General features: G+C 64.6%; 17 protein-coding genes, 1 tRNA gene and 1 other annotated feature. Of the genes, 9 read left to right on the top strand and 9 right to left on the bottom strand.

The features are described from left to right. Nucleotides 1–279: 279 nt before the first annotated feature. The 4 genes from ACYRGX_RS10265 (at nucleotide 280) to ACYRGX_RS10250 (ending at nucleotide 4,210) form a co-directional block, all read left to right on the top strand. A complete protein-coding gene (locus ACYRGX_RS10265; protein WP_473056454.1) occupies nucleotides 280–2,826 on the top strand; it encodes an intermembrane phospholipid transport YdbH family protein in 2,547 nt (848 codons plus the stop codon). Next, entirely contained in the window at nucleotides 2,826–3,014 is a 189-nt protein-coding gene (locus tag ACYRGX_RS10260) for a YnbE family lipoprotein (protein WP_473056453.1), read from the top strand. Before ACYRGX_RS10265 ends, ACYRGX_RS10260 begins: the two co-directional genes overlap by 1 nt. A 10-nt stretch (nucleotides 3,015–3,024) precedes the next feature. After that, nucleotides 3,025–3,366 (top strand): YdbL family probable chaperone protein, encoded by a 342-nt coding sequence (locus tag ACYRGX_RS10255; RefSeq protein WP_473056452.1) that lies wholly within the window; start codon nucleotides 3,025–3,027, stop codon nucleotides 3,364–3,366. Nucleotides 3,367–3,445: 79 nt separating this feature from the next. Next, complete coding sequence (locus tag ACYRGX_RS10250) at nucleotides 3,446–4,210, top strand: ParA family protein (RefSeq protein ID WP_473056451.1); 765 nt, start codon at nucleotides 3,446–3,448, stop codon at nucleotides 4,208–4,210. Here ACYRGX_RS10250 and ACYRGX_RS10245 read toward each other — a convergent pair. Beyond that, a complete protein-coding gene (locus ACYRGX_RS10245; protein ID WP_473056450.1) occupies nucleotides 4,207–5,196 on the bottom strand; it encodes an aldo/keto reductase in 990 nt (329 codons plus the stop codon). The genes ACYRGX_RS10250 and ACYRGX_RS10245 overlap by 4 nt on opposite strands. Before the next feature lie 106 nt (nucleotides 5,197–5,302). Between ACYRGX_RS10245 and ACYRGX_RS10240 the strand changes: the two genes are divergently transcribed. Then, entirely contained in the window at nucleotides 5,303–6,193 is an 891-nt protein-coding gene (locus ACYRGX_RS10240; RefSeq protein ID WP_473056669.1) for a LysR family transcriptional regulator, read from the top strand. A gap of 160 nt (nucleotides 6,194–6,353) precedes the next feature. On the opposite strand, the gene ACYRGX_RS10235 is transcribed toward ACYRGX_RS10240, so the two are convergent. The 4 genes from ACYRGX_RS10235 to dapA all read right to left on the bottom strand — a co-directional run bounded on the left by ACYRGX_RS10235 (nucleotide 6,354) and on the right by dapA (nucleotide 9,470). Further along, a tRNA-Ser gene (locus ACYRGX_RS10235) sits at nucleotides 6,354–6,443 on the bottom strand. 90 nt (nucleotides 6,444–6,533) lie between these two features. Then, nucleotides 6,534–7,400 carry a phosphoribosylaminoimidazolesuccinocarboxamide synthase gene (locus ACYRGX_RS10230; protein ID WP_473056449.1) on the bottom strand — a complete coding sequence of 289 codons (867 nt, stop codon included), beginning with the start codon at nucleotides 7,398–7,400 and terminating at the stop codon, nucleotides 6,534–6,536. 83 nt (nucleotides 7,401–7,483) lie between these two features. Further along, complete coding sequence (bamC, locus tag ACYRGX_RS10225) at nucleotides 7,484–8,581, bottom strand: outer membrane protein assembly factor BamC (RefSeq protein ID WP_473056448.1); 1,098 nt, start codon at nucleotides 8,579–8,581, stop codon at nucleotides 7,484–7,486. A gap of 10 nt (nucleotides 8,582–8,591) precedes the next feature. Beyond that, nucleotides 8,592–9,470, bottom strand: a complete 879-nt coding sequence (dapA, locus tag ACYRGX_RS10220; protein ID WP_473056447.1) for a 4-hydroxy-tetrahydrodipicolinate synthase — start codon at nucleotides 9,468–9,470, stop codon at nucleotides 8,592–8,594. A 168-nt stretch (nucleotides 9,471–9,638) separates the two neighbouring features. On the opposite strand from dapA, the gene ACYRGX_RS10215 reads away from it, so the two are divergent. Both ACYRGX_RS10215 and ACYRGX_RS10210 read left to right on the top strand, forming a co-directional pair. Then, entirely contained in the window at nucleotides 9,639–10,196 is a 558-nt protein-coding gene (locus ACYRGX_RS10215; RefSeq protein ID WP_473056446.1) for a glycine cleavage system transcriptional repressor, read from the top strand. 7 nt (nucleotides 10,197–10,203) lie between these two features. Continuing rightward, nucleotides 10,204–10,668 carry a peroxiredoxin gene (locus ACYRGX_RS10210; protein WP_473056445.1) on the top strand — a complete coding sequence of 155 codons (465 nt, stop codon included), beginning with the start codon at nucleotides 10,204–10,206 and terminating at the stop codon, nucleotides 10,666–10,668. 60 nt (nucleotides 10,669–10,728) lie between these two features. Here the strand turns inward: ACYRGX_RS10210 and ACYRGX_RS10205 are convergent, their stop codons facing one another. Both ACYRGX_RS10205 and ACYRGX_RS10200 read right to left on the bottom strand, forming a co-directional pair. Continuing rightward, nucleotides 10,729–11,790 carry an AI-2E family transporter gene (locus ACYRGX_RS10205; RefSeq protein WP_473056444.1) on the bottom strand — a complete coding sequence of 354 codons (1,062 nt, stop codon included), beginning with the start codon at nucleotides 11,788–11,790 and terminating at the stop codon, nucleotides 10,729–10,731. Nucleotides 11,791–11,826: 36 nt separating this feature from the next. After that, nucleotides 11,827–12,066 carry a sulfurtransferase TusA family protein gene (locus ACYRGX_RS10200; RefSeq protein WP_473056443.1) on the bottom strand — a complete coding sequence of 80 codons (240 nt, stop codon included), beginning with the start codon at nucleotides 12,064–12,066 and terminating at the stop codon, nucleotides 11,827–11,829. A 109-nt stretch (nucleotides 12,067–12,175) separates the two neighbouring features. Between ACYRGX_RS10200 and ACYRGX_RS10195 the strand changes: the two genes are divergently transcribed. Further along, nucleotides 12,176–13,609, top strand: coding sequence for a M48 family metalloprotease (locus ACYRGX_RS10195; protein ID WP_473056442.1), 1,434 nt, complete (start codon nucleotides 12,176–12,178; stop codon nucleotides 13,607–13,609). Between the two features lie 8 nt (nucleotides 13,610–13,617). Here the strand turns inward: ACYRGX_RS10195 and nadA are convergent, their stop codons facing one another. Next, entirely contained in the window at nucleotides 13,618–14,676 is a 1,059-nt protein-coding gene (gene nadA, locus ACYRGX_RS10190; RefSeq protein ID WP_473056441.1) for a quinolinate synthase NadA, read from the bottom strand. 214 nt (nucleotides 14,677–14,890) lie between these two features. Between nadA and ACYRGX_RS10185 the strand changes: the two genes are divergently transcribed. Beyond that, nucleotides 14,891–16,113 (top strand): IS3 family transposase gene (locus tag ACYRGX_RS10185; RefSeq protein ID WP_473053591.1). Its coding sequence is split into 2 segments (ribosomal slippage): nucleotides 14,891–15,176 and nucleotides 15,176–16,113, totalling 1,224 coding nucleotides; the frame shifts between segments, so codons are not numbered across the junction. Further along, nucleotides 15,169–15,285, top strand: a sequence feature (AL1L pseudoknot). (Overlaps the previous gene by 117 nt.) 76 nt (nucleotides 16,114–16,189) lie before the next feature. Here the strand turns inward: ACYRGX_RS10185 and ACYRGX_RS10180 are convergent. Further along, entirely contained in the window at nucleotides 16,190–22,354 is a 6,165-nt protein-coding gene (locus tag ACYRGX_RS10180; protein WP_473056440.1) for a YDG domain-containing protein, read from the bottom strand. Nucleotides 22,355–22,361 lie beyond the last annotated feature (7 nt).

Here is a 22,361-nt window from a genome sequence, read left to right as displayed (position 1 = left end):
GTTAAAGTTGGCACCCAGTAAATACGGGGCTTGGAGCGGTGCTTGAGGGGCGCTACAAGGGGAGGCCTCGTTATTGTGCACAAGTCAAGGGGCATTTTCGTCGCGGCGCCCCGTTAAAGGGCAGCGTGATCCGCCACTGCATGCAACCCCACGGCCCACGCGGGTTTGCCACGGACATCCCGTTCAGCGGAACCGTCCATCGCCCAAGGCTGCCACCGGAATGCAGGAAACGTTCGGCAAGACTGCTAGTCTGACCCTCGTCACAAAAGATCCGATTCCATGCCGCCGCGTCGCTTACTCCTGATCGCCTCCCTCCCGCTGCTACTGTTGACGGCGTGTCTCGCCCTCGCCAGCGCACTACTGTTGCGGACTGCGGGCATCCAGATGCTGGAACTTGACGGCGTGAGCCTGCAAGCCCGCGGCCTGACGTTACGGCGCGTGCTTGTGGTCCAGCACCTGCCCGAGGCCACCACGCGTCTGACGCTGGAACAGCTGCAACTGCGCCCCTTCTCCAGCACCCTGCACATCGAAACGCTCGCCCTCGACAGGCACTCCGAACCCGGCGACGAGCCCGCGCCGTCGCAGGCCAGCGAGGTCTCCCCCAGCGCGCTTGCCACCCTTGCCCGCTGGCTGCCCCGCCATCTGCGCATCGAGCATCTGCGCCTCGGCCTGCCCTGCGCCGACGGGCAATGCGCCCTGGAAAGCACGCTGCAGGCCGATCGCGCCACTGCCGGCCTGCCGCTGGCGCTCAGCTGGGAGGCCTGGCGCGACAACCATCATCTGGAACTCTCCGCGGTCCTCGATGGAACGCCGGAGGCCCTGCAACTGGAGGCCAGCCTGGCGATCGATGCCCAGGCGCGCATCGCCCTGCTCGGGCGACTGCAGCAAACGCCAGCCGGCCTCGCCCTCAGCGGGCAACTGCAACTCCCCGCTCAGCGCGATCTCGCCTGGCTGGCGGCCTGGCAGGCGCAATGGAGCGGCCTGTCGCTGCCACTGGAGGACTGGCCGGAGGGCCTTAAGGTCGACGCCGACTGGCAACTGTCGCTACCGGGGCAAACGCTCAGCGCAGCGACACTGCGCCAGGCCAGTGGCGGTGCCCGCCTGTCCCTCGACCTGCCGGGGCCATGGCCGGTGCCGGGTCTGGGAACCTTGCAGGGGCGACTGGACGCCGAGCTGGCTGGCAGCACGGACACCTGGTTCGCCCGGCGGCTCTCCAGCGACCTGACCTGGCAGCCGCAGGCCGAGCTACTGGCCAACAGTCCCGAAGGACTGCGCCCCCAAGTCCTGCACCTGGAACTCACACCTCGTACACCCACCGCCGAGGACGCCGACAACCTCCCACTGTCGATGAGCGTGACCAGCACCGGTGAGCTGCAGGGCACGCTGAGCGGCGACATTCGACTCGCCCGCCGGCCGCCCTGGCGGGTCGAGGCACCCGCCCTACGACTGGAGCTGGGCAGCAACGCCGTGGCCCTGCCCGGTACGCGCCTGGAACAGCTCGCGGCCCGCGCGCAGTTTTCGCTGCAGGTGGACCCGGATCAGCTGCAACTGCAAGCCGGGCAGCTACGCATCGACCTCGGCATGGCAAGGCTGGAAAGCGCCGGCGTACGTGCCTCGGCGCTGAAGCTGAATGCCGACGGCGGAGCCTTGCACCTGCCGTTCAGCGCTATCGCGGGGCACACCGAACTGCAGCTTCCACTGACGCTGAGCGGCGGCGCGCTCAATCAGGCGCACCTGAAGGTCCAACGCTGGCAGTGGCAGGGGCCGCTGCAACTCCAGGCCGGGGCCGCCCGCCTGCAGGGGCGCCTGAGCCTAGACGACGCCCTGCACCTCGCCGTCGATGCCCAGCGCCAGGCCGATGCACGCCTCGCGCTGCGCGCCGAGGTCGATCCCTTCTACCTGCGCGCGGGCAATCCGTTGAGCCGCCTGCTGCCCGACTGGCCCGAGTTGCTCAGCCTCGGCGAAGGTCGCCTGCAGGCGTCGGCAACCGCCCAGGCGTCGGCCAGCGGCCCCTGGCGTGCCCAAGGCACGCTCCAGGCGCAGGGGCTCGGAGGCATCTATGATCGCGCCGAGTTCAGCGGTCTGCAGGGCACGCTCAGCGCGAGCCTCGACGGGGAACGCCTGCGTCTCGCCCTGCCCGACCTGAGCGTCGCCCAGATCAATCCCGGCGTGACGCTCGGCCCGCTGAGCTTCGCCGGCCAGTACGAGGCAAGCTACAAGGCTCCACTGAGAGGAACCCTGGACTGGCAGCGCCTGCAATTGGGCCTGTTCGACGGCGAACTGCACCTGGCGCCCGGCCGCTGGCAAGCTGGACGCAGCGGCGATGCCCACACCCTGAGCGTCAACGGCCTGCACCTGGATGCATTGCTGCGCGCCTACCCCACCGAGGGCCTGGAAGGCAGCGGCCAGTTAGATGGCGAATTGCCGCTGCGCTGGCACGGTACGGGCCTCAGCGTGGAAAACGGTCACCTGGCGGCCCGCGCGCCTGGCGGCGTACTGCGCTTCGTCTCCCCCAGGCTACAGGCAATGGCCCAGGCCAACCCTGGCATGAACCTGGTGACCGAAGCGCTGGAGAACTTCCACTACGGCCACCTGAGCAGCACCGTCGGCTATGATGAGCGCGGCACGTTGAACCTGGGCTTGCGCCTGGAAGGTCGCAATCCCGACCTGGAAGGCGGTCGTCCGATCAATTTCAACATCAATCTGGAAGAAGACATTCCGGCCCTGCTGACCAGCCTGCAACTCAGCGACCGGGTCAACCGGACCATCCAGCAACGCGTGCAGCAGCGTCTGCAACGCCCCTCGGCCACAGAGGAGACACCCTGATGCCCCTGCGCCTCCTGCCTGCCCTGCTGCTCGCGCTGGCCAGCAGCGCCTGCACGCCCACCGTTCAACTCGCGGTACCCAACGAGCCAATCAACATCAATCTCAACGTGAAGATCCAGCACGAGATCTACATCAAGGTCGACAAGGCCCTGGACAACCTGCTCGACGAATCCAGCGGCCTGTTCTGAGGAGAGAGCCATGCATCGTAAATCCCTGTTCGTCCTCGCCCTGAGCCTGGTGCTCGCCCTCCCTGCCTGGGCCATGAACCTCGGCGAAGCCATGTCCGCGCTCGGCGGCGCCAAGGCCAGCGGCCAACTCGGCGAACAACCCAACGGCTACCTCGGCGTGGTGCAGAGTGGCGGCCAGGCCAGCGAGATCGCCAGCCTGATCAACGCCGCACGCAAGGCCGAATACCAGAAACTGGCGCAGCAGAACGGCATCGCCCTGGGCGACGTGGAAACGCTGGCCGGCAAGAAAGCCCTGGAGAAAACCCCGGCCGGGCAGTACATCATGGTCAACGGGCGCTGGGTGAAGAAGTGACCGTCATCCAACCGTAACGAACCCCGGTCGTCGTAGCCGCTAGACTGCAATGACCGATCCAGACGAGGAGCAGTGGCGCATGAGACGGGTGGTGTTCAACCACAAGGGCGGCGTGGGCAAATCCAGTATCGCCTGCAACCTGGCGGCGATCAGTGCCCAGGAAGGCTTTCGAACCCTGCTGGTCGACCTCGACGCCCAGGCCAACTCCAGCCACTACCTGCTTGGCCTGCGTGAAGAACCGCCACTGGGCATCGCCGAGTTCTTTCGCCAGACGCTGCATCAAGGTGCCGCCAAGAAAGCCCAGGTCAAGGTCGAATCCACCGCCTGGGACCGCCTCGATGTCCTGGCGGGCTCCCCGGAGCTCGGCGAACTGCAACCCAAGCTGGAAGCCAAGTACAAGGTACAGAAGCTGGCCAAGCTGCTCGATCGCCTCGACGAGGACTACGAGCGGGTCTACATCGACACCCCGCCCGGCCTTAACTTCTACAGCCTATCCGCGCTGATCGCCGCCGATCGCTGCCTGATCCCCTTCGACTGCGACAGCTTTGCCCTACAGGCGCTGCGTGGCGTGCTCGACGAGATCGACGACATCCGTGAGGATCACAACGAGAATCTGGAAGTCGAGGGCATCGTCGTCAACCAGTTCCAGCCGCGCGCGGCACTCCCCCAGCGACTGATCGACCAGATGCGCGCCGAAGGCCTGCCCCTGCTGCCGGTGTTCCTCGGCAGCTCGGTGAAGATGCGCGAATCCCACCAGCAATGCACGCCGCTGATCCACTTGGAGCCCAGCCACAAGCTCACCGGGCAGTTCGTCGAGCTGTTCCACCTGCTGGAAAATCGCTAGCGATTTAGCAGGGCCATTGCCATTTCGCCATAGCGCGTCCCGGTCGCGGCATCCTCCGGAAAGATCGCGTCCAACTGCGCCAGCTCCTCGGCCGACAGGCTCACGTCCAGCGCCGCGATGTTCTGCTCCAGGTAGCGCCGACGCTTGGTCCCGGGGATCGGCACCAAGTGCTCGTCTCTCGCCAGCACCCAGGCCAGGGCCAGTTGTGCAGGCGTGACACCCTTCTCGCGGGCGATCTCGCCAACCTGCTCGACCAACTGCAAGTTGCGCTGGAAGTTCTCGCCCTGGAAGCGCGGATTCTGTCGCCGGAAGTCGTCGGCGTCGAAATCCTCCGGCGAGGCGATAGCCCCGGTGAGGAAGCCGCGCCCGAGCGGACTGTAGGCCACGAAGCCAATGCCCAGGCCCCGGCACAGGTCGAGGACGCCGTTGAATTCCGGATCACGGGTCCATAACGAGTACTCGCTTTGCACCGCCGTTATCGGGTGTACGGCGTGGGCTCGTTCGATGGTTTGCACCGACGCCTCGCTGAGACCCAGGTAGCGCACCTTGCCGGCGGAGACCAGGTCGGCCATCGCGCCCACGGTTTCCTCGATGGCCACCTGCGGGTCCACGCGATGCTGGTAGTAGAGGTCGAGATGGTCCACGCCCAGCCGCCTGAGGCTGCCCTCGACCGAGGCCCGAACGTATTCGGGGCGACCGTTCACACCCCGGCTGTGAGGGTCGGCGGAACGCAGGATACCGAACTTGCTGGCCAGGAAAACCTGCTCGCGCCGACCCCGTAGCGCCCGTCCGAGCAGCTCTTCGTTGCTGTAAGGCCCGTACATGTCCGCGGTATCGAAGAAGGTCAGGCCCCGATCTACCGCCCGCTGCAGGGTCGCGACCGATTCTGCGTCGTCCCGACGTCCGTAGAACTCGCTCATCCCCATGCAACCCAGGCCAATCGCTGAGACTTTGGGCCCATTGCGGCCCAGTTCGCGCATTTTCATCAGGTGATTCTCCACAGCGCGTGAATGAGTCATCCATTCTTGTTATTTCCCCGCGAGAGATAAATGCTCTAATCCCACAAACACTATTCAGTGAGAGCGAATAATGATGGATCGCCTGGCCGCCATGCGCCTGTTCACCCGAATCGTCGAACTCCAGGGATTCTCGCGGGCCGCGGAGGACCTGAAGGTATCGCCAGCGATGGCCACGACCCTGGTGAAGCAGTTGGAGAACCACCTCGGCGTGCAATTGCTGCAACGCACCACGCGACACGTCAGTCCCACCCCGGACGGTACCGCCTACTACCAGCACTGCGTGCGCTTGCTCGCCGACCTGGACGACACCGAAGCGCTGTTTTCCGAGAGCCGGAGAAGTCCCCAGGGGACGCTGCGCATCGACATGGCCAGCTCGATCGGTCGCCTGCTGGTCATGCCGGCGCTGGCGGATTTCTGCGAGCGCTATCCGCGTATCGACCTGGTCATCAGCATCAACGATCGTCCCGTCGACCTGATTCGCGAAGGCATCGACTGCGTGATTCGCGCCGGCCAGGTACTGGACGACAGCCTGGTCGCGCGCCCGCTCGCGCAACTGCTCCAGGTCACCTGCGCCAGCCCGGACTACCTTGCCCGGTACGGGCTGCCGGACAGCCTCGAAGCGCTGGCCGGCCACCAGGCGGTCAACTACTTCTCCAGCATCGGCGGCAAGCACTTCCCCATGGAATTCGACGTCGACGGCTCCCTACATGAACTCGACCTACCCGGTCGCGTCGCCGTCAGCGGCGCGGGTGCCTATGTCGCCGCCGGCGAGGCCGGACTGGGGCTGATCCAGGCACCGCGCTACCACGTCCAGCGGCAATTGCAGGAGGGCTCGCTGGTGGAGGTCCTGCCGCAATGGCGTCCCCCCGCGATGCCGGTGTTCGCCCTCTATCCGCCCCACCGGCAGTTGTCGCAACGGGTCAGGGTGTTCGTGGAGTGGGCGCAAACGCTGTTCGGCCAATGACATGGAGCGGCAACATGGGCAGGGCAATCCCGCCAGAGCGCACGCGCCACATCAGGCTTTCTGACTTACCTGACAATGCACGGCAAAAACCATCGTTGCCCGACCTGAAAAGCAAAAACCCCCGAAGCTCCACGAGCTTCGGGGGTTCAGGCATCAATAATGGCGGAGAGATAGGGATTTGAACCCTAGGTACCCGCGAAGGTACAACGGATTTCGAATCCGTCCCGTTCGGCCACTCCGGCATCTCTCCAGCGGCGCGCATGATACCAGCTCATTCGCATTTGGCGAACCCCGCCGCGCGAATTTTTTCACGCGCTTTCAGCGGGTTGCGCTTAAGGGTTCAGCCCGCGAGACGCTCCAGCGCTTCACGGTATTTGGCCGCGGTCTTCTCGGCCACCTCGGCCGGAATGCGCGGCGCGGGGGCCTGCTTGTCCCAGCCGGTGGACTCGAGCCAGTCACGCACGAACTGCTTGTCGAAGCTCGGCGGATTGCTGCCTTCGCGGTAGCTGTCGGCCGGCCAGAAGCGGCTGGAATCGGGGGTGAGTACCTCGTCCATCAGGCACAGGGTGCCGTCTTCATCCAGACCGAATTCGAACTTGGTATCGGCGATGATGATGCCGCGGCTGGCGGCGTACTCGGCGGCGGCCTTGTACAGGGCGATGGCGGTATCGCGCACGCGGGCGGCGAGTTCGACGCCGATCACCTGCTCGCACTGGGCGAAGGAGATGTTCTCGTCGTGATCGCCCACCGCCGCCTTGGTCGAAGGCGTGAAGATCGGCTCGGGCAGTTTGGAGGCTTCCTGCAGTCCCGCCGGCAGAGCGATGCCACAGACCGCGCCGGTCTTGCCGTATTCCTTCCAGCCGGAACCGGCCAGGTACCCGCGCACGATGGCTTCGACGGCAATCGGCTTGAGACGCTTGACCACCACCGCACGGCCGGCGACCGCGGGCCACTCGGCCTGCGGCAGGACGTCTTCCGGTTGTTCGCCGGTGAACTGGTTGGGCACCAGGCCTGCCAGCTTGGCGAACCAGAAGTTGGAGATCGCGGTGAGCAACTGGCCCTTGCCGGGAATCGGATCGTCGAGGATCACGTCGAAGGCGGAGAGACGGTCGCTGGCCACCATGAGCATGCGCTTGTCGTCGATTTCGTAGAGGTCGCGGACCTTGCCGGAATAGATTTTCTTCAGGCTCAGCGGGGAGGCGCTCATGCTGCGGTTATCCGTGAATTGAATAGAAAGGAAAAGGGCGAAATCCCTAGGGGGATTTCGCCCTGTCATCAGCTCCGCGGAGCTTAGCCCAGGTGATCGCGCAGCATGCCGAGCACGCGACGCGAGACGTCTTCCGGAGCCAGGGTGTCGATGTTCTTCTCGACCGAGACCTGCACACTGCCGCCGACTTCGGTCAGCCGAACGTGGTAGCGATCGGCCTTGGCCTCGAGCTCTTCCTTGCTCGGCTCGCTGCTGAACAGGCGGGAGAAGAAGCCTGGCTTACGATCGGGCTGCGAAGCGCCCTGGGAAAGGTCGATGTAGTAGAGACCGAGGCTGCGGTTGAGGTCGTCGACACGCACGTCGGCTTGCTGCAGGGCGCGCCCCACCGCCGACCAGGCACGATCCAGGTCGCTATTCAGGTTGAGCACCGGGTTGCCATTGCCGTCCTCGCCGAGGACCACACGGCTGGGCGCATCGAAGTCCTGAGCGGCGAGCAGGGAAACCGAACCGCCCTCCTCCGCGCTGCGCACCAGGCCCGCCTGCAACTGCTGCAACAGGGCGACCTGGAGACCACCGCCAGCGGCCGGGAAATCCACGTTTTCGCTGCTGCCCTGGGGGCGCGACACGCTGCTCAGGTAGATTTCGCTGGTGCCGCGCTGAACGCCCGGCTCGATGCGCAAGCGCACGCGGGTTTCGCTGTTGGCCGGCAGCTCTTCGCGAAGGCGCGAGGAAATGGCCAGCTCGTCCAGGCGCTGCCAGGTGGTGATCAGCTCGCCGGTCTGCGGACGCTCTTCGGCAACCTGGAAACCGTTGTCGAGGAGGAATTGCAGCGCTACCGGCCAGACCTGGGCCGGGCCACGCTGGGCCAGCAGCCAGCGGTTGTCACCGCTGCCCTGCACGCTGTAGTCGCTGGGCTCGCCGCTGCTGGCGAGGGCCTGCGGGCGCGGTACTTCGAAATCGTTGTCGGCGCGCAGGTCGGGCACGTTGGCGGGCACAGGCAGCAGCGGGTCCAGCGGCTTGCTGGAAAGGTCGGCCGGAACCTGCATGGGCGCGGTCTGGCGTGCTTCGAGGTAATCGTTGCCGCGGTCACGGAAGTAACCGTGTTCACCCCACAGGTAGCCGCAACCGGAAACCGAAGCGATGGCCAGGGCCAGGGTGGAGAGGCCAAGAATCTGTTTCATTGCGTACTCCTCAACCCAGCAGGCCAGTCTGGCGCATGGCCTGGCGCAGGGTGTCCTGGCAGCGCGGGCTGAGCCAGGTCAGCGGCAAGCGGATGCCTTCGGCGATCATGCCCATTTCGTGCAGCGCCCACTTCACCGGAATCGGGTTCGATTCGATGAACAGCGCCTTGTGCAGCGGCATCAGGCGGTCGTTGATGCCACGAGCCATCGCCGCGTCGCCACGCATCGCGGCAGCGCACAGCTCGCTCATGGCACGCGGCGCAACGTTGGCGGTCACCGAGATGTTGCCGCGACCGCCCATCAGGATCAGCTCGACGGCGGTGGCATCGTCACCGGAATACACCAGGAAGTCCTTGGATACGCGGTCGATCACCTCGCGGGCACGCTCCAGATCACCGGTGGCTTCCTTGATGCCGATGATGTTGGCAACCTTGGACAGGCGCTCGACGGTCTCCGGCAGCATGTCGCAGGCGGTACGGCCGGGCACGTTGTAGAGGACCTGCGGGATGTCCACGGCCTCGGCAATGTGCCGGAAGTGCTGGTAGAGCCCTTCCTGGGTCGGCTTGTTGTAATAGGGCGTGACCAGCAGGCAGGCATCGGCGCCGGCCTGCTTGGCGGCGGCCGTCATTTCGACAGATTCGTGGGTGGAGTTCCCACCGGTACCGGCGATCACCGGAACGCGACCGGCAACCAGCGCCACGACGCGTTCGATCACCTGGATATGCTCGGCAACGCTCAGGGTGGCCGACTCGCCGGAGGTCCCCACGGCGACGATGGCGTTGGTGCCTTCCTGCAGGTGGAAGTCGATCAGTTTGCTCAGGCTGTCCCAGTCCACGCTGCCTTGCGCATCCATGGGCGTGACCAGTGCCACCATACTGCCCGCAATCATGCAAACCACTCCTGCCGCCTAGGAAAAGAGCCGTATGGTACTGGCGATACCTGGCCCACACAAGCAGACCTCCGCCGCCCCGGCATTCCCCTACGCCTCGCTTTTGGTTACCCTTTCGCCTTCGTGCGGCGCCCGCTTGCCGCCCTCTTATCGTTCTAGGAAAGCTGCATGTCCACCCTGCCCGTTCGCGAACAATTCCTCGTCGTCAGCGCCCTCGGTCGCAGCCCCATGGAGCTCACCAGCCTGCTCTGCCGCGCAGCCCAGGACAGCCGCTGCTCGGTGGTCAGTTCGCGCCTGAGCCGGCACGGCGAATACAGCGCGCTGGTCTTGCAGGTTTCCGGCAGTTGGGACGCCCTGGCGCGACTCGAAGCCGCACTGCCGGCCCTGGCCAAGCGCAACGATTTCATCATCGACATGACCCGCAGCGGCGGCCTGGAGAATCGTCCCCAGGCCCTGCCCTACGTCGTCTACGTCAGCGCCGCCTATCGCGCGGACATTCTTCCCGAGCTGTGCCAGTTCTTCATCGACCACCACATCGACCTGGAGAACCTGACCTGCGATACCTACCTGGCCCCGCAGACCGGCAGCCTGATGCTCAACGGCACGCTCACCGTCACCCTGCCCGCCGGCACCCAGATCAGCTGGCTGCGCGACCAGTTCCTGGACTTCGCCGACGCCCTCAACCTGGACGCCCTGATCGAACCCTGGCGCCCGCAGAACCCGTGAGACGCCCATGAGCCTCGCCATCGACCAGTCCGTACCCGACTTCCAGGCCACCGCCACCAGCGATCAGCAGGTGAACCTCGCCGCGCTGCGCGGCAAGCAGGTGGTGCTGTATTTCTACCCCAAGGACAGCACGCCCGGCTGCACCACCGAAGGCCTGGACTTCGCCGCCCGCTTCGCCGACTTCCAGGCGGCCGATACGTTGATCTTCGGCGTATCGATGGACAGCCTGAAGAAGCACGAGAGCTTCAAGGCCAAGCAGGGTTTTCCCTTCGAGCTGATCAGCGACCCGGATCACGAGCTCTGCGAACTGTTCGGCGTCTACCAACTGAAGAAGAACTACGGCAAGGAATACATGGGCATCGTGCGCAGCACCTTCCTCATCGACCGCGAGGGCGTGCTGCGCCAGGAGTGGCGCGGGGTGAAGGTCGCCGGCCACGTGGACGCCGTGCTGGCCGCCGCACAGGCGCTCTAGCAGCCCCGCTCCGCCCAAGAGGCCGCAGGTGACTGCGGCCTTTTTCGTTCAGCTGTCCCGTTAGCTCGCCGGCATGGTGCTGCGCGGCCAGGCATCCAGCACCGCCTTGCACAGGGTGGCCAGGGGAATCGCAAAGAAAACGCCCCAGAAGCCCCAGAGCCCACCGAACAACAAGACTGCGCAGATGATCGCCACCGGATGCAGGTTCACTGCTTCGGAGAACAGCAGCGGCACCAGCACGTTGCCATCCAGCGCCTGGATCACCGCGTAGGCCAGCATCAGGTAGATGAACTGGTCGCCCCAGCCCCACTGGAACAACCCGATGGCGGCCACCGGCACCGTCGCCGCCGCAGCGCCGATGTAGGGCACCAGTACCGACACCCCCACCAGCAGCGCGAGCAGCGCCGCGTAGTTCAGCCCCATGACCGCGAAGACGACATAACTGGCTACCGCGCAGATGACGATTTCGATGAACTTGCCACGGATGTAGTTGGCGATCTGCCGATTCATCTCCAGCGAGACTTCGCGGATCAGCGTGCGCTCGGTCGGCAGATAGCCACGGAACCAGCGCCCGATCAGCTCGCGGTCCTTGAGGAAGAAGAACACCAGGATCGGCACCAGCACCAGGTACACCAGCACCGCCACCAGCGTCGGCAGGCTGGACAGGGAAAACGTGAACAGCCACTGGCCGAAGCGCCCAATATCGCCACGCAGCGACTCGATGCCACGCAGTACCTGCTCGTCGGAGACCAACTGCGGATAGCGTTCGGGCAACAGCAAGAGGAAGCGCTGGCCCTCGCCGAGCATGCGCGGTAACTCGTTGAACAGGGTGATCACCTGCTGCCAGAGCAGTGGCAGCAGCAATCCGAAGACCAGCGCCAACGCGCCCAGGAACAACAGAAAGACCACCCAGACCGCCAGCAACCGAGGCAGGCGCAAGCGCTCCAGAGCAGCCACCAGCCCTTCCATGAGAAACGCCAGCACCAGGCCGGCAAGTACCGGCGCGAGCATCCCGCCCAACACCAGCACAACGGCGAAGCCGACCACCAGCAGCAAGCCGAGTACCACCGCTTGCTCATCGGAGAAGTAGCGCTGCCACCACCCGCGAAAAACCTTGAACATCAGAGACCACCCCGCATTCCGGCGCGCAATTCTGACTCAACGCTTGCGTAGCCAATAGCGAAACACGCCATTGTGCGCCTCTTCGTGTAACAGCTCGTTACCCGAAAGCCTGGCGAAACTACGAAAGTCCCGCTGCGAACCCGCATCGGTGGCAGTCACCGCCAATACCTGGCCGCATTCCAGCCGATTGAGTTCCAGTTTGGCCTTGAGCAACGGCAGCGGACAGGCCAGGCCCGAGGCGTCGAGCTGGGCATCACTGAGGGGGGGAGCGGTCATCTACAACCTCCTGAAACAGCGCACAAGCATACCCCAGCCGACCGCCACCCTGGCCAGGTGCCGGGCACAAGGCTTAAAGTAGCTCTCCACTCGATCCAGAGCCCTGTGCATGAGATTCCTGCGCCCTGCCCTGCTGACCCTCGCCTGCTGCATCGCCCTGCCTACGTTCGCCGACGATCTGCCCTCCCTGGGCGACTCGACATCGGCGATCGTCTCCCCGGAGCAGGAATACAAGCTCGGTCGCGCCTGGCTGGCCCAGTTGCGCAGCCAGGTACCGTTGCTCTCGGATCCGCAGCTCAAGGCCTATGTGGAGTCCACCATTTATCACCTGGCGGAAACCAGCCAGGTGCAGGACCGCCGCTTCGAATTCATCCTGCTCAAGAGCGATCAGCTGAACGCCTTCGCCGCGCCCGGCGGGATCATCGGCGTCAATGGCGGTCTGCTGCTGAGCGCCGAGACCGAGGCCGAGTACGCCGCGGTGCTCGCCCACGAACTGGGCCACCTGGCGCAGCGCCACTTCGCCCGCGGCGTCGCGGAACAGAAACGCATGCAGGTGCCCTTGATGGCAGCGATGCTCGCGGGGATCGTCGCCGCGGCAGCGGGTGCCGGGGACGCGGGGATCGCCGCCATCGCCGGCAGCCAGGCGGCAGCGATCCAGTCGCAGCTGAGCTTCTCCCGGCAGAACGAGCAGGAAGCGGACCGCGTCGGCATCGCCAACCTGGAGGCTGCGGGCTACGACCCCCGCGCGATGCCGAGCATGTTCGAGCGCCTGGCGCGCCAATATCGCTACGACGCCAAGCCGCCGGAATTCCTAATGACCCACCCGGTGACCGATTCGCGTATCGCCGACACCCGCAACCGCGCTGCGCAATTCCCCCCCGGTGGTCGCGAGGACAGTCTGCAATACCAACTGATGCGCGCCCGCACGCAATTGATCTTCGAAAGCACCCCGGGCATCTCGGTGAAGCGCTTCCGTGCGCAACTGCAGGAAAATCCGCAGAACGACGCCGCCCGCTACGGTCTGGCCCTGGCCCTGACCCGCGGCGGGCAACTGGACGAAGCGCAAAGCACCCTGGCGCCGCTACTCGAGAGCTCGCCGAACGACCGCACCTACAACCTGGCGCAGGTCGAGCTGGATTTCACCGCCAATCGTCTCGATGACGCGGAAAAGCACATCAAGCGCCTGCTTGAGGAATACCCCGACAGCTATCCGGTGCTACAGGCGGAAGCCGACCTGCAGCTCAAGCGCAACCAGGCTCAGGCCGCGCGCAAGACCCTGGAAGGCCTGCTGGAGCAACGACCGAAAGACCCGGACATCTGGTACGAAGTGGCCGAGGCCCGCGGCCTGGCTGGCGACATCATCGGCGTGCACCAGGCGCGCGCCGAGTACTTCGCCCTGGTAGGCGACTACAAACAGGCCATCGACCAGTTGGAGCTCGCCAAGCGCCGCGCCAGCTCCAACTTCCCACTGGCCTCGCGCATCGACGCGCGCCAGCAGGCGCTGCGCGAGGAAGAGCGCGCCGTCAAGGATCTGATGAACTGACGCCGCGCTCAGGCGTTACCCGTGGCGAGCACGCGCGCGTCACGGGTGAAGTCGAGCATGCGCCGCAGCGGACGCACCGCCCGCGGGATCAGTGCCGGATCGACGTGGATCTCGTTGCTGCCGCTGCGCAGGCAGTCGAGCAGGCGCTCCAGGGTATTCATCGCCATCCACGGGCAATGCGCGCAACTGCGGCAAGCCGCGCCGTTGCCGGCAGTGGGCGCCTCGATGAAGATCTTTTCCGGACACAGCTGCTGCATCTTGTAGAAGATGCCGCGATCGGTGGCGACGATGAAGGTCTGGTTGGGTAGCGTCTGCGCGGCCTTGATCAGTTGACTGGTGGAGCCCACCGCATCGGCCAGCTCGATCACCGATTCCGGCGACTCCGGATGCACCAGGATCGCCGCCTCGGGATACAGCGCCTTCATGTCGGCCAACTGACGCGCCTTGAACTCTTCGTGGACGATGCAGGCACCATCCCAGAGCAGCATGTCCGCGCCGGTCTGGCGCTGGATGTAGCGCCCCAGGTGCTGGTCCGGCCCCCAGATCAACGTCTCGCCGTTGTCCATCAGGCTCTCGACGATCTCCAGCGCGCAGCCGGAGGTCACCACCCAGTCCGCACGCGCCTTCACCGCCGCCGAGGTGTTCGCGTAGACCACCACGGTACGCTCGGGATGCTGGTCGCAGAATGCGGAAAACGCCTCCACCGGGCAGCCCAGGTCCAGCGAGCAGGTCGCCTCCAGGGTCGGCATGAGGATGCGCTTCTCGGGATTGAGGATCTTCGACGTCTCGCCCATGAAACGCACGCCCGCGACCACGACGGTGCTCGCGGAGTGCTGGGTACCGAAGCGCGCCATCTCCAGCGAGTCGGCGACGCAACCGCCGGTTTCCTCGGCGAGCGCCTGGATCACCGGGTCGCAATAGTAGTGAGCCACCAGCACCGCGTTACGCGCCTTCAGCTCCGCCGCGATGGTACGGCGGTATTCGAGCTCCTCGCTGGCCGTCAGCGGCTTGGGCTGCTTGGCATCGAGATGGGCCTGGACCAAGAGGCGTTCGGAGATCTGCGTCATGTCTTCACTGCACCTGGGGTACGACTGCCGATGGAGGGCGATTCTACCTCATCGCAAAGCGGGGATATCCGACGATCGCTCACACGATGTCCATGCCCCGGGGGAAAGTGCAAAAAACCCGGCGCTAGGCCGGGCTTTTCTTCATCAACGATGCCTCGGATAGCTGAACTGCCCTGGGTTTCGTGGAGGCCTCAACTCTTGAGAAGATGAGGCCATGAGAAAGACCACGACCTACTCCCCTGAAGTCCGTGAACGTGCCGTACGCATGGTTCTGGAGCACCTGAACGACTACCCCTCCGAGTGGGCTGCCATTGAAGCCATAGCGCCGAAGATTGGCTGCGCCGCACAAACCCTGCATGGCTGGATTCGTCGCCATCAGACCGACGCCGGCCAACGTCCTGGGCCGACCACTGAAGAGCGTGAACGCATCAAAGCCCTGGAGCGCGAAAATCGCGAGCTGCGAAAAGCCAACGAGATTCTGCGCCTGGCCAGTGCGTATTTTGCCCAGGCGGAGCTCGACCGCCGCACCAAGTCCTGAGGGCCTTTGTCGATCAGCATCGTGACCGTCTCGGGGTCGAGTCGATCTGCCGTGTCTTGCGGATCGCCCCGTCCGGTTACCGCAAGCATGCGGCGCAGCAGCGCAACCCGGCACTGCGCTGCTGCCGTGCTCGACGCGATGACGCATTGATCTTGGAAATCCAGCGCGTATGGGACGACAACATGCAGTGCTATGGCGTGGTGAAGGTCTGGAAGCAGCTGCGGCGAGAAGGCATCGAGGCTGCCAGATGCACGGTAGAGCGATTGATGCGTCTGGCTGGATTACAGGGCATAAGGCGCGGCCAGATCCTGCGCACAACGGTGGCCGGCGACAAGTCGCTCTGCCCGCTGGATCGTGTGCAACGCCAGTTCCATGCCGACCGCCCAAATCAGCTGTGGGTGTCGGACTTCACGTATGTCTCGACCTGGCAGGGCTGGCTGTATGTGGCCTTCGTGATTGATGTCTTTGCGCGGCGCATCGTCGGCTGGCGAGTCAGTACCAGCATGAAGACCGACTTCGTACTGGATGCCCTGGAGCAAGCCCTGTATGCCCGCCAGCCACATCGCACGGGGAGCCTGATCCATCATAGCGACCGTGGCAGCCAGTACGTCTCTATTCGCTACACCGAGCGGCTGGCAGAGGCCGGCATTGAGCCCTCAGTTGGCAGCAAGGGCGATAGCTACGACAACGCCTTGGCCGAAACCATCAACGGGCTGTACAAGGCCGAGCTGATTTACCGTCAATCATGGAAGAGCCGCGAAGCTGTTGAGATGGCGACTTTGAAATGGGTGCACTGGTACAACCACCAACGCCTGCTGAGCTCAATCGGATATATCCCGCCCGCGGAGGCTGAGGCAAACTTCCACCAGCAACAAGCAAGTCAGGCCATGGCGGCCTGACTTAAACGAAACGGCCTCCACAAAAGCCGGGGCGGTTCATAGCCCCCTCCGTGATGACCACCAGAGGGGGAGCGTCCTAGCGTTTTGCCACCTCGATGAGCGTCTTGGCAGTGACTTCAGCCTGCCTCAGGGCATGCTCGATCACGACCGCTTCGACATCGCGGACACTCACACTCAAGCGCTTTTTGGCGACCGCGAGACCGTATGCAGCCAATACCTCATTATCCAGGCCCACCGCCTGCGGCGGGACCTGCACCAGCAGGACACCATCGTTCATCATCGTCACCTGCAGGCTCAGACTCTGTCCATTGGCGAGTGCAACCGAGGCTCGCGCCGACTGGGTGCCGGAACCCTGGATCACAGGAACCTGACGACTCCCCGTGGCGGCCAGCTCCAACGTGATGCTATCGCCCAGGTCGGCAGCCGCGTACTGCCCTACCCCCCGCAACGGCTCACCGGCACGCGTGCTGTAGACATCCAGACTCTTGCGTACGGCGGGTTCGGAGCGGCCATCCGTCATCGCCAGGCTCATTCGGCCGTTACCGGAAAGTACAGCGTCCTGTAGGACCAGACTGTTGTCGGTCACCAAGCTGGCGGGGTTGGCTAGCAGGTTGGGCGTATCGCTGAACAACGCGGTGGAAGGCAACGGCAGCACCGAGGCGGGCTCGAATTCAACCGATTGATTGTCGGGACGCTTGACCGCAGTGCCCGTGCCGTTAGCGCCTTCCGGTGTGTTGATCAGGCCGACCGGGATAAAGAGCGGCGGTTGGATGCTCGCCATCCCGGTGACCGGCTGATCCGCCAGTTGGTAATTGGATGCATCGTCACCGGACAACAGCAGTTCAACGACTGTCACCGTTTTGCCTTGACCCGCCGCGGGGGAATCAAACTCGGCTTCGCCCGTCGCCCCAACCGAGTCACCCTCAATGACACCATCGAGCGTGACATCACGGATGATCGCCGTGCTCAGACCATCGTAAACCTTGTCGGCAATATCCACCGTGGCGGTGAGTTGCTTGCGCTCGATGTCCGCAGTGCCGATCTGCGCATCGGTGTCGAAGGCGTAGTTGCCCGACTCTTCGCCGGTCAAAGCGATGCCCGAGCCGCTTACCGACTTGTCTTGCCCGGCGTTCTTGTCGATGAACGTACCGCTGCTGCCGCTGGTGCCGACCTTGCCTTCGTCGCCATCGACGACGCCGACCAGCGATACGTTGCTCAGTGCTGCGGTGGTGCTGCCGTCGTAGGTCTTGTCGGCCACGTCGGCGGTTGCGGTGATCACCTTGCGGTCGATGTCCGCGGTGCCGATCTGCGCATCGGTGTCGAAGGCGTAGTTGCCCGACTCTTCACCGGTCAGGGCGATGCCCGAGCCGCTCACCGATTTGTCTTGCCCGGCGTTCTTGTCGATGAACGCACCGCTGCTGCCGCTGGTGCCGACCTTGCCTTCGTCGCCGTCGACGAGACCGACCAGCGATACGTTGCTCAGCGCCGCGGTGGTGGTGCCGTCGTAGGTCTTGTCGGCCACATCGGCGGTTGCGGTGATCACCTTGCGGTCGATGTCCGCGGTGCCGATCTGCGCATCGGTGTCGAAGGCGTAGTTGCCCGACTCTTCACCGGTCAGGGCGATGCCCGAGCCGCTCACCGATTTGTCTTGCCCGGCGTTCTTGTCGATGAACGCACCGCTGCTGCCGCTGGTGCCGACCTTGCCTTCGTCGCCGTCGACGAGACCGACCAGCGATACGTTGCTCAGCGCCGCGGTGGTGGTGCCGTCGTAGGTCTTGTCGGCCACATCGGCGGTTGCGGTGATCACCTTGCGGTCGATGTCCGCGGTGCCGATCTGCGCGTCGGTATCGAAGGCGTAGTTGCCCGACTCTTCGCCGGTCAAAGCGATGCCCGAACCGCTCACCGACTTGTCTTGCCCGGCGTTCTTGTCGATGAACGTACCGCTGCTGCCGCTGGTGCCGACCTTGCCTTCGTCGCCGTCGACGAGCCCGACCAGCGATACGTTGCTCAGCGCCGCGGTGGTGGTGCCGTCGTAGGTCTTGTCGGCGACGTCGGCGGTTGCGGTGATCACCTTGCGGTCGATGTCCGCGGTGCCGATCTGCGCGTCGGTGTCGAAGGCGTAGTTGCCCGACTCTTCGCCGGTCAAAGCGATGCCCGAGCCGCTCACCGACTTGTCTTGCCCGGCGTTCTTGTCGATGAACGTACCGCTGCTGCCGCTGGTGCCGACCTTGCCTTCGTCGCCGTCGACGAGCCCGACCAGCGACACGTTGCTCAGCGCCGCGGCGGTGGTGCCGTCGTAGGTCTTGTTGGTCACGTCGGCGGTTGCGGTAATCACCTTGCGGTCGATGTCCGCGGTGCCGATCTGCGCGTCGGTGTCGAAGGCGTAGTTGCCCGACTCTTCGCCGGTCAAAGCGATGCCCGAACCGCTCACCGATTTGTCTTGCCCGGCGTTCTTGTCGATGAACGCACCGGTGCTGCCGCTGGTGCCGAGCTTGCCTTCGTCGCCATCGACGACGCCGACCAGCGACACGTTGCTCAGCGCCGCGGTGGTGCTGCCGTCGTAGGTCTTGTTGGCCACATCGGCGGTTGCGGTGATCACCTTGCGGTCGATGTCCGCGGTGCCGATCTGCGCATCGGTGTCGAAGGCGTAGTTGCCCGACTCTTCACCGGTCAGGGCGATGCCCGAGCCGCTCACCGATTTGTCTTGCCCGGCGTTCTTGTCGATGAACGCACCGCTGCTGCCGCTGGTGCCGACCTTGCCTTCGTCGCCGTCGACGAGACCGACCAGCGATACGTTGCTCAGCGCCGCGCTGGTGGTGCCGTCGTAGGTCTTGTTGGCCACATCGGCGGTTGCGGTGATCACCTTGCGGTCGATGTCCGCGGTGCCGATCTGCGCGTCGGTATCGAAGGCGTAGTTGCCCGACTCTTCGCCGGTCAAAGCGATGCCCGAACCGCTCACCGATTTGTCTTGCCCGGCGTTCTTGTCGATGAACGCACCGCTGCTGCCGCTGGTGCCGACCTTGCTTTCGTCGCCGTCGACGAGACCGACCAGCGATACGTTGCTCAGCGCCGCACTGGTGCTGCCGTCGTAGGTCTTGTTGGCCACATCGGCGGTTGCGGTGATCACCTTGCGGTCGATCTGTCCGACATCGCCGCTCACGCTGGAGGCATCGACCTGATACCCGTAGACCTTGACGTCGCCGCTGTTGGCTTCGGACACCGTCACATCGTCCACGGTCACCAGCTTGCCCGAGCCGGCATTCTTGTCGGCGTAATAGGCGTCGCCAAACGAAAGGACATCAATGGTATCGCCATCAATAGCCCCGCTCATGGCAAAGTTGTCATCGCTGACCGTCGCGCTGGCATTGCCGTCATAGGTCTTGGTGACCTGCCCCTGCAGTTCCACCTTGACCTTGGGCGCGTAGGTATAGAGATGGCCGTTGCCGCTGCCCAGTACGCTGTCGCCATAGTGCGCGGCATACTGCTTGAAGGCCACGTCCAGCCCGCCACGCACGTCATCCAGCGGGCTACTGGAGTAGGTCAGCCAGCGGCCGTTGCTGGCGGAAAGCGCGTCTGCGCCCGCCTGGTTCACGAAGTTCCGCTGGGCGACCAGCACGACCGCATCGCCGGTTCCCTGCGCCGTCACGGTGCCGCCGTTGCCGATGACGACGTCGCCGACGCCTGCCTGGGCGATGACATGCCCACTGGCGTTGCTGTTGCTCAAGGCGCCATCCACCTGGATGTTGCCGTTCAGCAACGACAGGTTATTGTTCGCACTGAAGCTGAAGCCTGAAGCATCGACTTGGGTGGTGCCGGTGCCGTCGGCACGGCCGATGGTGAGATTGCGGATGCCAACCAGTTTGCTGATGTCAGTGGCGGGGGCATCGCTATCCAGGAAAATACCGCCACCCGCATTGCCGCTGCTGCTATCGAGCAGGATGTTCGTCGTTGCGTCGTAGGGCTCGAGACGGATGCTGGCCGTGGACAGGTTCTGCATCGTCGCCTGGGTGAAGTCGACATTGTTGGCGCGCAGCGTGAGCAGGTCGGCACCGGTGTCCAGCTTCACCGTGCTGGTGAAGTTGATCGCTCCGTCGGTGTAGATCGAGGCCCCGCCCAGCATGGTGAGCGGCGTGTTGAAGTTCACGTCACCGCTGAGGCTCAAGAGCCCCGCCAGACGCTTCTCCCCGGTCGAACCGCCCAGCCCCTTGCTACCCATCGCATCGCCGAAATAGAGGCGGCCGGCACCCAGGGTGATATCGCCGTTGAGGGTCGCGATACTCTCGGAATAGGACGTGGTGCCGAAAGACAGGTAGAGATTGCCCCCGTTGGTGTTGATCGGGGTATCGATGGTCAGCGCGCCACGCCCGCCCACATCGGAGTCACTCGACAGGCGCACGTAACCACCGGCGGTGGTCAAGGACCCCGCAATGGTCAACCCGTCGGCGCCGAGCAGAGTGATACTGCCGGCACCGGGTGTGCCACTACCGATCACGCCAACATTGTGATCGGGGAGGTCCGCGAGTGCCGGGTTTACGCCGGCGCCCTTGGCAACCAGGTTGAACACCCCATCGATGGAGCCTGTACGCGTACCACCGGCCTGCATGTAGATGCTGCCACTGCCGGAAACCTCCAGCGTGTTGTCTTTATTGGCGAAGCTGATGACGGTGGCGGTACTACTACTGCTATTGATGACCTCTGCACGGAAGCTGACATCGTCCTGCAGGGTGATCGTGCCATCGCCGCCGTTGAGGTTCAGGTCCCCGAAACGGATGCTATCCGTGGCCTGCAACAGCACATTGGCGGTCTGCTCTTCCAGCGTCTTCTCGTATACCGTGACGTTACCGTTGCCTGTCGACCAGTTCCCACTGGTGCCGCTGCCACCGGAGACCGTGATGTTGGTCGGATCCAACAACAGATCGCCGGTACGCCCCTTGGCCGCGCGGGCATCCGTCACGCCGGCATATTGCAGAGTCTGCTTGCCAGACACTTCGGCCTTGCCGCCGTTGCCCCCCTGCTCGCCACCGCGAACGGAGATGTCACCGGCAAAACGGTTGTCGCCGTCAGACCAGAACACCACCGTACCGCCGTCACCGGTGTGGGTGGCATCGGCGTTTATCTTGACGTTGCGTTCCACCGTTACCTGAGTGGCATGGGCTACGGACGCATCCTGGCCCTGCCAGCTGCCGCCGACCTCGATCGTACCGCCGCCGGTCGCGCCACGGGCGTCGAGCGTGGCATCAGCCACGTTGATGCGCTCACCGGTGACCACGATGCTGCCGCCCTTGCCGTCCTGGGACGAGGCGTCGAGCACACCGGCGACCTCAGTCAGCCCGCCTTCAGCATCCCCATCGAGCAGGATGCGACCTTCGCGCTCCACCAACCCCCTGGCCTCAATGAAGCCGGTATTGTTGATGACGCTATTGAGCAGCGCGTCCGCAGAGCGCGCGCTCAGCGCGACCATGCCACCATCCGCGCTGATCTGCCCGTCATTGCGCACCACAGCGTCAAGCACACCGCGCTCGACGTTGACGCCGACCAGACCGTCTCCCTGGAAATCCAGACTGACCTTGTCACCTGCGGCGAGTACGGTACTGCCGCCGGGGGTGCGGATGCTGCCGCTGTTGCCGACCTGCGGGCCGATCAGCGCCACCACACCGCCGTGGATCGCATTCACCGTGCCCTGGTTGACCACCGCGCCCGCGCCCGCACCGCCGCTGAGCGTGGTGTCTCCAGCGAGGAAATCGCGGTCACTGATCTGCAGCGACGAGGCCACCAGCCCACCGACATTGACCTCGGCACCCTTGCCGATCACGACGCCGTTCGGATTGAGCAGCCATACCTGACCATTCGCATCGAGCTTGCCGAGTATCTGACTCGCATTGCCACCGCCCACTACGCGGTTCAGGGCGATGCTGTTGGCGCCGGGCTGATGAAAGGTCACGCTGGCGTCGGCGCCGATATCGAAGCTATTCCAGTTGGTGACCAGCTTGCCGGTGTTCTGATCGACCACCATATGGCTGCCGTTCTGCGAAATGCTGCCACTGCCGGCGACGATGGCTCCGCCGGTGGGCAGGTCGGCGGCCAGCGCCGTCCCGCAGCCCAGCATGCCCAAGGCAGCCAGAAAGCCGATGGTGCCGCCGCGCTTGCCGCGCGACGTGGCGTGTTCTGCAACGGCAACGAACGCCTGATCGGCATCGCTCCAGACAAGGCGATAAAGATGATTCAACGAAGCGCGCTTCATGGTGTGC

Source organism: Pseudomonas sp. R4-15, from assembly GCF_055768815.1.
This window is presented reverse-complemented; position numbering and strand designations above follow the sequence as displayed.